At 42.1% G+C, this 13,252-nt stretch carries 10 protein-coding genes; all 10 read right to left on the minus strand.

The window, feature by feature from the left end; all coding sequences use genetic code 11:
• Positions 1-25: 25 nt before the first annotated feature.
• Positions 26-1,504, minus strand: coding sequence for an L-arabinose isomerase (araA, locus tag FN960_RS02530; protein WP_143846794.1), 1,479 nt, complete (start codon positions 1,502-1,504; stop codon positions 26-28).
• Positions 1,505-1,520: 16 nt separating this feature from the next.
• Complete coding sequence (locus FN960_RS02535; RefSeq protein WP_143846795.1) at positions 1,521-3,203, minus strand: ribulokinase; 1,683 nt, start codon at positions 3,201-3,203, stop codon at positions 1,521-1,523.
• Positions 3,204-3,215: 12 nt separating this feature from the next.
• Positions 3,216-3,908, minus strand: coding sequence for an L-ribulose-5-phosphate 4-epimerase (araD, locus tag FN960_RS02540; protein ID WP_143846796.1), 693 nt, complete (start codon positions 3,906-3,908; stop codon positions 3,216-3,218).
• Between the two features lie 430 nt (positions 3,909-4,338).
• On the minus strand, positions 4,339-5,499 hold the full coding sequence (mmsB, locus tag FN960_RS02545; protein ID WP_143846797.1) for a multiple monosaccharide ABC transporter permease: 1,161 nt from the start codon (positions 5,497-5,499) through the stop codon (positions 4,339-4,341).
• Complete coding sequence (gene mmsA, locus FN960_RS02550; protein ID WP_143846798.1) at positions 5,468-7,030, minus strand: multiple monosaccharide ABC transporter ATP-binding protein; 1,563 nt, start codon at positions 7,028-7,030, stop codon at positions 5,468-5,470. Before mmsA ends, mmsB begins: the two co-directional genes overlap by 32 nt.
• Positions 7,031-7,101: 71 nt before the next feature.
• Positions 7,102-8,187 carry a multiple monosaccharide ABC transporter substrate-binding protein gene (gene chvE / locus FN960_RS02555; RefSeq protein WP_143846799.1) on the minus strand — a complete coding sequence of 362 codons (1,086 nt, stop codon included), beginning with the start codon at positions 8,185-8,187 and terminating at the stop codon, positions 7,102-7,104.
• A gap of 850 nt (positions 8,188-9,037) precedes the next feature.
• Positions 9,038-10,537, minus strand: a complete 1,500-nt coding sequence (locus FN960_RS02560; protein ID WP_143846800.1) for a tripartite tricarboxylate transporter permease — start codon at positions 10,535-10,537, stop codon at positions 9,038-9,040.
• 12 nt (positions 10,538-10,549) lie between these two features.
• A complete protein-coding gene (locus FN960_RS02565) occupies positions 10,550-11,008 on the minus strand; it encodes a tripartite tricarboxylate transporter TctB family protein (protein ID WP_143846801.1) in 459 nt (152 codons plus the stop codon).
• Positions 11,009-11,021: 13 nt separating this feature from the next.
• Positions 11,022-12,011: a tripartite tricarboxylate transporter substrate binding protein gene (locus FN960_RS02570; protein ID WP_143846802.1), complete on the minus strand. Its 990-nt coding sequence runs from the start codon at positions 12,009-12,011 to the stop codon at positions 11,022-11,024.
• Between the two features lie 12 nt (positions 12,012-12,023).
• Entirely contained in the window at positions 12,024-13,193 is a 1,170-nt protein-coding gene (locus FN960_RS02575) for a mandelate racemase/muconate lactonizing enzyme family protein (RefSeq protein WP_143846803.1), read from the minus strand.
• Positions 13,194-13,252: the final 59 nt, after the last annotated feature.

Consider the following 13,252-nt stretch of genomic DNA (forward strand, 5'->3'; position numbering starts at 1 on the left):
TACTTTAGTTAACTGAACAATTCCATTACCTAGAAAGCTTGTAGGCAAGATCATTCCATCTTAGTTCGTTTTCGATTCCTTGGATTGTCGTTTGGTCATTAATGACAATGGCCTCGATTCCAACAAGTTTGGCCCAATCAAGCATTTGCTCTGTGGTGATTTTGTAAGAAAGAACCGTATGATGGGCGCCTCCCGCGTAAATCCAAGCTTCTGCAGATGTCTCAAGTGATGGCTTTGGTTTCCAAAGTACCTTCGCAACCGGCAAATGCGGCGTATCATGTTCTGCTTTTACTGTTGTAATTTCATTAATTACTAGTCTGAACCGGTCCCCTAAATGAATAATGGAGGCAACGATGGCTTCTCCTTCAATACTATTGAATACCATCCGCGCTGGATCAGATTTCCCGCCAATGGATAAAGGATGAACCTCAATCTTTGGTTTGCCCTCTGCTATGGTTGGACAAATTTCTAGCATATGCGAGCCAAGGATTAGTTCATTTCCTTTTTCAAAATGGTAGGTGTAATCCTCCATAAATGAGGTCTGCTCTCCATTTGCCATGCGTTTCATTAGATGTACTAATGCTGCCGTTTTCCAATCTCCTTCTCCTCCAAAGCCATAGCCTTGTTGCATTAGGCGTTGAGCCGCTAGCCCAGGTAGCTGGTCGAGACCGTGAAGGGTATCAAAATTGGTTGTAAAGGCATGAAAATTCCCTGCTTCTAGAAAACGTTTTAATCCGAGTTCAATACGCGCTTGGCCTAAGATCGACTCTTTATTCGCATGTGGATCAATGTCATAATTCTGCTCATACTCTTCAAATAATTGCTTTACTTCTTGGTCGGTTACGGACTGCACAACTTCAACTAAATCGCCAATACCATATCCTTGTGTAGACCAACCAAACTTAAGCTGTGCCTCCACCTTATCCCCTTCTGTAACAGCCACTTCATTCATATTATCTCCAAAACGGGCGATACGAATCGATTGTCCTTCTATAGCGGCAGCTGTTGTTTTCATCCAAGTATCAATTCTTGATTGAACATGTGTATCTGCCCAATAACCAGCAACCACTTTTCGAGGAATTTTCATTCTTGTTCCAATGAAGCCAAATTCACGATCACCATGGGCGGATTGATTCAAATTCATAAAATCCATATCAATGGATTCCCATGGTATGTCTCGGTTAAATTGGGTGTGGAGATGCAGGAGCGGTTTATTTAAAAGGCTTAATCCGCCGATCCACATTTTTGCTGGTGAAAAGGTATGCATCCATGTGATAATCCCAGCACACGATTTATCTGCATTTGCTGCAGCGCACACATTTACCATTTCTTCTGGAGTTGTTGCTACCTGTTTAATTTGAATTGGAAAGGTAATGGTCTCACTTTTGTTTAACTCGGCAACCATCTTATTGGAATGTTCTTGAACTTCCCTTATAGCTCCCTCTCCATACAAAGGCTGACTGCCTGTAACAAACCAAAATTCCGCTCTCGTATGTTGCTTCATATAATCATCCCCCCGGTTAAGTAGATTGGTTGATTGCTTTTGGTGCTTTAAGCGCTCGTAGACGTTTCATGACGTCATTTTCCCCACGTCCAAAATAATCATGAAGCTGTGTATATTCTTCATACAGCTTCTGATAAATTTGATGATTTTCAGGAATAGGCTTAAACGTTTCATCACGGACTCTGCTCATAGTCTGAGCAGCTTGAGTAATTGACTCAAACCCTCCCATTTCCTCACCAGCCGCAACCGCTGCAAACATGGCCGCTCCAAGTGCCGGAGTCTGGGAAGCTGCACTAACCTTAATCTCTAGGTTTGTGACATCCGCATACATTTGCATGAGTAACTTATTTTTTTGCGGAAGCCCACCACATGCATAAACTTCTTCAATGTGAATACCATTATCGTTAAACGCATCGATGATTTTTTTTGTTCCAAAGGCCGTTGATTCAAGTAATGCGCGATAGATTTCCTCAGGCTTAGATTGCAAGGTTAGCCCTAGTATCAATCCACTCAGGTCAGTATCAACTAGAACTGAGCGATTTCCATTCATCCAATCAAGAGCTAATAATCCTGTTTCTCCAGGCTTATAAAGAGAGGCTTTTTCTTCTAAATATTGATGAATGCTTACACCTGCGTTCTCAGCAGCCTGTTCCACTTCACCAGGAACACCATTCTTAACAAACCAAGCAAAAATATCTCCAACCGCAGACTGTCCTGCTTCATAGCCAAAGTAGCCTGGGATAATCCCATCCTCAACAACGCCGCACATGCCCTCAACCTCTGTTTCACGCTCACTAAGCACAACGTGACAGATAGATGTGCCCATTGCCATCACCAGCTTGCCTGGAGATACAACACCAACTCCAGGTGCAGCGGCATGAGCATCAACATTCCCCACCGAAACAGCAGTACCCGGCAAGAGACCCATTCTTTCTCCCATCTCCTCGGTTAATCCACCTGCTCTTGTGCCAAGCGGAACAATCTCTCCACGTAGCTTTGTACTCGTTAATTTCTCTAAGCGGGGATCCAGTGCTTTGAAGAAGTCTTCACTTGGATAGCCCTTTTGCTTATGCCAAATAGATTTATAACCTGCCGTACAGCTGTTGCGAACGATACTTCCGGTCATTTGCGCAATAACCCAATCCGTCGCCTCTAAGAATAGGTCCGTACGTTCATACATATCCGCATCTTCATTCAAAATTTGCCAGATTTTTGCCATCATCCACTCAGATGAAATTTTGCCACCATAGCGCTGCAAGAAATCTTCTCCACGCTCTTCTGCAATGCGGTTTAGTTCATTCGCCTCGTCCTGAGCTGCGTGATGCTTCCACAGCTTTAACCAGCTATGGGGTCTTTCTTTTAATTCATCATGAAAACAAAGTGGTGTACCCCATTCATCAACGGGCAGCATCGTGCAGGCCGTGAAGTCAATCCCCACGCCAATGACCTCACTTGCTTCCACTCCTGCCTGCTTAAGTACAGCTGGTACCGATGTTGTTAACACCTCTACATAATCCTGTGGGTGCTGCAGGGCCCACTCTGCTTCAAGTTTAGTATCAGAGTTAGGCAAGGTACTATCAATGACACCATGGCGGTAAGGAGTCACATGCTCACTTACTTCCGCGCCATCTGCAATATTAACTAATACGGCTCTGCCAGACTCCGTGCCAAAATCTACACCAATTGTATAGGTACTCATATGCATCCTCCTTTATCGTTTCTGACCGTAATATGCATCCTTCCCGTGCTTACGCAAGAAGTGCTTATCAAGAAGCTCCTGTTGCATAGTGCTGACTTGAGGGTTAATGGCGATGGTATGCGTAGCCATTTTTGCTGTCTCCTCCAACACCACTGCATTATGCAGCGCCTCACTTGCACTCTTTCCCCAAGCAAATGGGGCGTGTGCATAGACAAGTACACCAGGTACATGTTCATAGCTTCTTGTTTCAAACGTTTCCACAATCACATGGCCCGTTTCCGCTTCGTAAGCGCCTTCAATTTCCTCCGTAGTCATCGGTCTCGTACAAGGAACCTCTCCATAGAAGTAATCTGCATGGGTCGTTCCAAAAGCCGGGAGCCCTTTACCTGCTTGAGACCAGCTTGTAGCAAAAGGAGAATGTGTATGAACAATTCCGCCTATGTTAGGGAACGCTCGATAAAGCACAACATGAGTCGCCGTATCTGAGGAAGGATTTAAGCGCCCCTCCACTACGTTTCCAGACAAATCTACAACGACCATGTCTTCATAAGACAGCACATCATACTCAACACCACTTGGTTTTATAACAACCAGTCCACTTTCTCGATCAATTCCACTCACATTCCCCCATGTGAAGGTCACCATTCCATGCTTCGGAAGAGCTAAATTGGCTTCCAAAACTTCCTGCTTAAGATCCTCAAGCATAAACATTCTCCTCCCCTCATTGTTATACGTACAACTTTACTTGAACTTAGCATACAGCATAAAGGGTATGTGTGTCATCTAGCCTTATGAAAGGATAAAGTTTTCCCAAGTGTTTTTCATTTGAAAATATTTTGTAGAAAAGGACAGATGTTGATTAACTATCTACACCTGCAGGATGAACAAGAGGTCACTGAAAAAGCCATCTAGAAAATGAGATCATGTACACCGCTACAGGAGAAACCTACGCTTTCCACGGGAACGGCCTCAGCCCTCGAAGCGAAAAACCACCACTTCGATGTCGGTCTGCCTCGTTCTGTTCCGTAGGAGTCTTCGGTCTCTCCTTCCGCTCATGTTCCTGATTAGACAAACATTTTTGTTAAAGGAAATAAGGGTTGTTTCAGCGGCCTCGATAGTCCCATTCCACTAAGTATTAAGATTTCTTCTTATTCATAATATCAAAGGCAACTGCAGCTAGTAACACGAGTCCTTTAATGGCCTGCTGCCAATCAATACCTAATCCAAGGATTGACATTCCGTTATTCATAACACCCATGACAAGGCCACCAATCACTGCACCAATAATGGAACCAACACCACCGTATGCGGAAGCTCCTCCTATAAAACTCGCTGCAATCGCATCGAGCTCAAATAGATTTCCTGCACGCGGGGTTGCTGCATTTAATCGCGCCGCAAAAATGAGACCAGATAACGCCGCCAGAACACCCATGTTTACAAACACCATAAAGGTGACTCGTTTTGTTTTGATTCCAGATAGGGAAGCTGCTTTCTCGTTGCCACCAACCGCATAGACATGGCGCCCAATTACGGTCTTTTTCATTACAAATGAATAGAAGGCAATGAGCAAGATTAATAATACAAGAATATTAGGAATGCCACGGTAATCAGCTAGAATATATGTGAAAACACCAATAACCGCTACCATACCTGCTACTTTTAAGAAGAATAATGTCTTTGGAAGAGTTTCTAAACCATTTTTGATTTGTTTTCTCCTGCCTCTTAATTCAATTAAGACAAGACTGACGATTAGCACTAGACCGATGACAAGAGAGAATAAATGAATCCCGTCCCCATTAAACACATCCGGAAGAAACCCAGCACTTAGCTGTTGAAACGCCGGTGGATATGGTGCAATCGATTGTCCTTGCAGCATAATGAGTGTAATTCCTCTAAAAATAAGCATGCCTGCTAGTGTCACAATAAAGGCTGGTATTTTGACATACGCCACCCAAAATCCCTGCCATGCGCCAACAATGGCACCCATTAATAAACAAAGGACTACGGTGAAAAATGGATCCATGTTCATTTGGATCATAAGAATAGCGGAAAGAGCTCCAATAAAAGCAGCAATTGATCCGACTGATAAATCTATATGTCCCGTAATAATGACTAGCACCATCCCAATAGCAAGGATGAGGATATAGCTATTCTGTAAGATTAGATTGGTAATGTTTAAAGGCTGCAATAATACTCCATTTGTTAATACTTGAAACAATAGCATAATGAGTAGTAAAGCAAACGTCATACTGTATTGTCTTATATTATTCTGAACGATTGTCAGAAATGTTTTCATGTATAGCCACCTCCTTAGTCATCAGCCTCATTAAATCTTCCTGATTTAATGATTCACCTTGAACCTCTCCTGTGATACGCCCTTTATTCATCGCATAAACACGACTACACATACCAATTAATTCGGGCAGCTCTGAAGAAATCATAATAATTCCTTTTCCTTTCTCCGCTAATTCCTGAATGATTGTATAAATTTCGTATTTAGCTCCTACATCAATGCCCCTTGTTGGTTCATCAAGAATTAGTACATCTGGATCTGAAAAAATCCACTTACTCAGAACGACCTTCTGTTGATTTCCACCACTTAGGTTTCCAGTTTTCTGCTGGATGTTAGGTGTCTTGATTCTCATTTTTTTTCGGAAATCTTCTGCAACACTTACTTCTTCAAAATCACGTATAACGGTCTGGCTAGATAATTTATTCAAACTCGCTAGCGAGATGTTTTCTTTTACATCATTCATTAGAATTAATCCATAGGATTTCCGGTCTTCCGTAGCGTAAGCCAAGCCTGCTTTGATGGCTTCACTAACAGATGAGAACGAAGATTCTTTCCCATTTATAGTGAGACTTCCACTAATTTTTGAACCGTAGGAACCGCCAAACATACTCATCGCAAGCTCTGTACGCCCCGCTCCCATCAGCCCCGCTATGCCAACAATTTCACCTTTTTTCACGTGAAAGGAAGCATCAAAAATTATTTGCCTGTCTCGTTGAATGGGATGATACACATTCCAGTCCTTAACCTCAAGAATGGTTTCGCCTGGATTTGTCTCGTAATCTGGAAAGCGATTCGAAAGACTTCTGCCAACCATTCCCCTAATAATTCGATCCTCTGTTACCTCGTCTGCTTTCACATCTAACGTTTCAATCGTCTGTCCATCTCGGATGATGGTTACTTCATCAGCGACTTGCTTAATCTCATTTAACTTGTGAGAAATGATAATTGAGGTAATCCCTTCTTGTTTTAGTTCCAATAATAATTTCAATAGATTTTGACTATCGGTTTCATTTAACGAAGCCGTGGGCTCGTCTAAGATTAGTAATTTAACATTTTTAGCTAGTGCTTTTGCAATTTCAACTAGCTGTTGCTTTCCTACGCCGATATGTTTTATTTTTGATTGAACGGATTCTGTGAGATTAACTTTTTTCAGTAGACTCTCAGCCACTTTAGTAGTCTCATCCCAATCCACAATTCCATAGCGACCACGTTCATGGCCTAAAAATATATTCTCTGAGATCGTTAACTCAGGTATGAGAGCAAGCTCTTGATGGATAATCGCTATACCCTTTTCCTCACTCTGCTTCACATCCTTAAACATGCAGAGTTCATTTTGGAAATAGATCTCTCCCTCATAGCTTCCGTATTCATATACGCCACTTAACACTTTCATTAGCGTTGATTTACCTGCACCATTCTCACCACAAAGAGCATGAATGTCACCTTGTTTAACCTGTAAATTAACGTTGTCGAGAGCTTTTACACCTGGAAACTGCTTAATAATGTTCTTCATATCTAGAAGAATATCCGCCATAGCCTTTCTCTCCCTTTTTTAAAAGCACGGTCCATTTTCTTCTGAAAAATGGACCGTTCTACGTATAGGTGCTAGTTAAGCTGATCTTCAGAATAGTACTCACTTTCGATTAGCAATTCTTCATAGTTATCAACGTCTACTACAACTGGTGTTTCTAAGAAGGATGGAACCACTTTGACATTATTATCGTATGTCTCTGTATCATTCACTTCAGGTTCCTCGTCATTTAGCACGGATTCTGTCATTTCAACAGCCTTCTCAGCAAGAACACGAGTATCCTTAAAGATCGTCATAGCTTGCTCACCTGCAATGATGGCATTAACTGATGGGATATCAGCATCTTGACCTGTGATAATTGGCATGTCATCAGCGCTGTAGCCAACACTTTTTAACGAGGCAAGAATACCGATACTAAGTAAATCTGCTGGAGCAAGAACTGCATCTAATTCTTCGCCCCCACCATAATTAGAGCTTAATAGATTATCCATTCTACTTTGGGCAGTCGCACCATCCCAACGAAGAATTGAAATCTGGTTAAAGTCTGTCTGACCACTACCTACCACAAGCTTACCTTCGTCTAGATAAGGCTGAAGAACAGACATCGCTCCATTAAAGAAGAAATGAGCATTGTTATCATCTGGTGAGCCTGCAAATAGCTCAATGTTAAATGGTCCATCTTCATTTTCCAGATCAAGCTCATCTATAATATACTGCCCTTGTAAGACACCAACTTCAAAGTTGTCAAATGTAGCATAGTAATCAACATGTTCAGAGTTCATAATTAAGCGATCATAGGAGATAACAGGAATATTCTCTGCATTGGCACTTTCTAAAACACTCGTTAACGCTTCACCATCAACAGCTGCAATGACAAGTGCATCGACACCTAGTGTAATCATGTTTTCAATTTGAGAGACCTGATTTTCTACAACATCCTCCGCATATTGAAGCTCTGTATCATACCCCAGTTCTTCAAAATAAGAGACCATATTGTTCCCATCTGCTATCCAGCGTTCTGATGATTGAGTTGGCATGGAAATTCCAACCGTCATCTCTCCATCACCATCACCACCATTGCCTCCAGAACTTCCTTCTGAACAAGCTACCAATACCAAACCACTCATTAATGCCATTCCTAGTAATCCAACCTTTTTCATGAAACGCATCCCCCTTAAATGTTGCCGCACAAATGACAGCGCTATCATTTGTACGGACATATTTGATATATTTCTTGAACGAATCGATTCATCATCAAACTAGTACGTACAAATAATATACATCCAGCTGTCAAAAAATACAATAATTAAACATAAATATGTTTCGACAAATTTCTCCCTTCATTTGCTCAATCACCTGATTTTATGCGCATTTTCATTCATTTATGCTAGCTTGTTTTTTTGATTTTTTTATTTGAGTTTATTTCTAGTTGTGGATGTGGGGAAGAAAGCTAGTACTTAGCGCAATTGGTAAGCATATGTGCATGAATGATCTGGAGGGTATCAAAAAATGGGGGCACGCTTACCGTGGGAAGTACCCGCGCTAATCTGGGTCTGTCATCTTATTTCAATGAACCTTTATATCGAGGTCACTTAAAAAGTCATGTAAACTGAGCTCATCTGCATCGCTAAAGGAATCTCCATGGGTACGGCCTCAACCCTTGAAGTGGATTGGCTGCACTCACTGGCTTCCGCGCACGCACTTCGCTTTTTCGCGCCTCACATGATGCTTTTCGCGCATTTCCCATCCGCGGGGTGTGGATGGTGACTGAATTGGCTGTGCGTAGCGACTTACAAACGCGTGATTACTAGCTGTGGCCGTGCGACCATTCTACTTTAGAGGCATTGTTCGTCTTTTTATCTATGAAGTGGTGGTTTTTCACTTCGATGGCTGAAGCCGTTCCCGCGGAGAGCGGAATGTATTTCCGAAGCGGAGCCACGTTCTAACATATAAGACCCAAACGATGATATCAACACATCGTTTGGGTCTCCATGAATACTATATAAGCCTCTACAGATTTAGTGAATGATTATTGGTTTTGTCTCGTTTCTCTTTTATTTCGCTTCTGAGCGTAAATGCAACACAGGCAATTCCTGCTAGAATAAAGAGTGCTGAGATAGGATTTGTAAAGAAATCACTGACATTACCCGTTGTCATAAGGGCTCTACGCATATAGGTTTCAAGTAAGGGGCCGAGTATAAACCCTAGAATCATAGGCGCAATCGGAAAACCGTTTCGCACTAAAAAGAAACCAATGACACCAAACAAAATCATCACCCAGATGTCAAAGATTGAGCTATTTGTTGTATAAGCACCCACAACGGTCAGTACAAAAATAACTGGAAAAAGATATTGTTTTGGCACGGTTAATACACGTGTAAATAACTTCATTCCAAATAACTGAAAAAGAAAAACAAAAACCATAGCCACAAAAAAGGCGATAAATACGACATTTACAATGTGTGGATTACTCGTAAAAAACAAAGGACCTGGCTGAAGTCCGTGAACCATAAACCCACCTAGAAGAATCGCGGTAACCGTATCACCAGGAATTCCTAAAGCTAGCATGGGAATGAGTGAACCTCCGACACTTGCTGTATTTGCAGATTCGGATGCATAAATTCCCTCTGGTGCTCCTTTTCCAAATCGTTCCGACGTTTTTGAAGCCTGCTTCGCTTGAGCATAGGCAACTAAGTTTGAGGTTCCACTGCCCAAGCCAGGCAAGATCCCAAAGGCAATACCTATTAGCGAGGAACGTAATAAATTCCAGCCATTTTTGATAATTTCCACAAGCGAGAAAGCAAAACCTTTCGCTTTCAGATTAATATCCTGACTTTTAGAATCTCCGAGGATCTCAATTAAAATTTGAGAGATCGCAAACAATCCCATGATGAGTGGTAATAGCTCAAATCCACCTTTTAGCTCAAGTATGCCTACTGTATAACGCTGCAAGCCATCAATTGGTGCAAACCCTACAAGTCCAGCAGCTAAGCCCAAAAATCCTGCTGTTATACCTTTAAGCATGCTCCCTTTAGCTAGTACGGCAACTAAAGAGAGCGCAAAGAAAATCAGCGCAAAAAATTCAAATGGTCCCATCATTACGGCAAGGCGTGAGATGACAGGGGAGATTGTAACAAGTGCAATAAAGCTTAAAGCGCCACCTACCAGTGAGGCAATGACACCAATCCCGAGGGCCCTGAGTGGTTCACCATTTTTGGACATCGGGTAGGCGTCAAAGGTAGTCGCAATCGAGGAAGGGGTACCTGGAATCCCTAGTAATGTTGATGCAACCAACCCACCTGAAACACCGCCTAAATGTAAGCAGATCAAGAAAGCAATTCCGGGCACTGGATCCATGCCGAAAGTAAATGGCACAAATAGAGCCATTCCCATTGTTGCGGTTAATCCGGGCACAGTTCCAAATATCAGTCCAATTAGCACACCTAGTGCCATTAGCAGGATGACAAAAGGAGTTAATGCTTCATTTAAGCTCTGAATTAATACATCCATGTTGCACCTCCTTTATAGAAGCCCTGCCGGTAAGATGACATCAAGCAAACGTGAAAACACTATATAGATGACAGCGGTTACAATTAACCCGTTTAATAAACTTTTCCAAATCGTTGCCTTGCTTTTGTTATGTGTCAGATACCATGTTAAGAAGCTAAGAAATAGGAAGGTGCTAATGATATAACCCACAACGTTAAACAATAAGGCATATACAACCAATGAGATAAAACTCACTACCATACGCCTACTATTTTTAGTTAACGTAAAGGTTACTCGTTTTGTTCCCTCGCTTTTATAAAAAATTAGCCCTACTCCACAGAGCACTAACGCAATGGATACCACTCGAGGCAGCAATGTCGGACCCGGATCATCTGCAAGCATCATAAAAGACATGGTTAATGTGTTTAGAAACATCAGCAGTCCGAGCACTGCAACCACAATTCCCATTACCCGTTCTTGTGATACATTCATTTTTTATCACGCCTTATTCTTGAGTATCTGAAAATAGCTCATCCGCAATCAGCTGTGCTTTTTCTAATTCTGCTTGTGAAAAGATCTTGGTTTCTTCAGCATTCATCAAGGTGTGCTGCTGAAAGGTTTTCTGCAATTCTTCATTGTATGCCTCATCTTCGGCAAGCTTTTCTGTAGCTTCATTCCACAGTTGAACGATTTCGTCTGGCATATCTGCTGGCCCGTATAGGCTGTGAACAATTGGAAACTGAACATCATAGCCTTGCTCAACCGTTGTCTCAAGCTCTGGCGCAAGCTCATCCCGTTCATCTGCCAATACACCTAATGCTTTGAAGTCTCCTGATTCAATATAATTTAAGACATTCCCCACTCCTGTGACTGCTAAATCAATCTGACCACCTAAAAGGCCTGTCATCCGATCAGACTCACTTCCAATATCAAGGATTTTGATTTCGGTATCTGACTCAAGTCCTAACAACTCACCCATAAAATGAGTAGTGCCTCCAATTTGTGAACCATAAATCACTTCATTCGGGTTTTCTCGAGCAAATGCAACTAAATCATCTAGTGTATCAAATGGAGAATCCGCACTCACTACAAATACCTGATTAACCGAGGAAAATGTGCCGATCGCTGTTAACTCATTCGTACTATGCTCAAGCTGGCGTACAGCATGGCCTGTGTGAAGAGCTTGATGGTGAAAAAGTAGGCTATAGCCAGTTTTATCAGATGAACGCACATTCTCAAATGCCAAGGCACCGCCGGCTGTTGCTTGATTTACGATGACTATATTCGTTCCTAGGTATTTTGGTAGGTGCTTTGCCATCACACGAGCTGCTGTATCAGTTTGGCCGCCTGGACTTGCTGGCACATAGATTTCAATTGTTTGGTTCGGATAGGCCTCTATATCGGCTTCCGTTGCCTGCTTCCCTTCTGAAGAGGAACAGGCAGCGAGAAGGAACGCTACCATTCCGACCGCTGCCATCTTCCCTTGCTTACGCATGAGCTTCCCTCCCTAGCCTCTTGTTTGGGACGTTCGATCCTGAAGCTGATGTACAGAGACATCCCCCCAGCTTAAATCCGGTACGCGATATTTCTCAATTTTATTCCAGTCTAAGTCCACCCCAATACCCACAATGTTACGATCTGGCAAGGTCAGGTAACCGTTTTCATATTTGATTTTATGGGTAACAATATCGTCAATATACAGCTCTGGTCCAGTTGGATCTGAGGTGTAATTTAAATGCGGTAAAGCACTTCCAAAGTGAGCCATAGCCGAAGTCCCTATGGAAAGTTCCTGTGTTGTTCCGATGAGCACGCTTTTTCCAGCTACCTCTGCAGCATAAGCAGCCTTTCTTGCGGCTGTAAGCCCTCCGATAAAAACAGGCGCAATATTAAAAATATCGACGGAATCTTTTTTGATCATTTCATACTGTTGACGAGGGCTCCACACATGCTCACTAACCGGAAACTCACATTGCAAGCGGAAGTGATTTAATCCCTCAAAATCATTCCAAAACGCTGGGCTTTCTACTAGATCGAAGTGGTATTTTGAAAGGCGCTTTGTTGCCCGTAGTGCATCCTTCCAATCAAGCAAGTGGCTAAAATCTAAAGATTTAATCGTTACCTTCCCACCAAATTCTGAGTAAACCCGGTCTAGAAAGGTCTCATCTGCATCAACGTTTTTCCCAACATATAAACGGAATGTGTCAAATCCTTGTTCTAATCTAGTTCTTACAATGTCAATATTCTCATCTACCTCATCTAGGAAACGATGACGGAAGATTGGGTAGCATACCTTAAATTTTTCTCGTTGACGCCCACCTAATAAATCTGACATTGAAACACCAAGAAATTTTGAACATACATCATATAGGGCTGTATCTACACCATTTCGAATAAAACTACCTTTTTCATAATAATAAAGGGCTTGTGGAAAATTTAGATCAAGCTCGCGATTAATATCTGCTGTATCAAATGGATTTTTTCCAATTAAAATTGAATCAAGTGTTGCTTCTAAATCCTTCATATCCACTGAGTAACGAGGCAGGTGTGAGAAATCGGACATCTCGCCAATTCCTACTGCACCTTCATCCGTCTCGATTTGTACAATCACATGTTTATTCACAAACCCTGTATGGCGTGGAACTCCTACTGCCGTTAATTTTACTTTCGAAATCTTCATCTCGTTTCCCCCTTATAATTAGATCAATTCCATACTATTGTATAAATAGTCATACCGAA

Origin of the sequence: Alkalicoccobacillus porphyridii (assembly GCF_007293315.1) — a bacterium.
Lineage (GTDB): Bacteria > Bacillota > Bacilli > Bacillales > Bacillaceae_D > Alkalicoccobacillus > Alkalicoccobacillus porphyridii.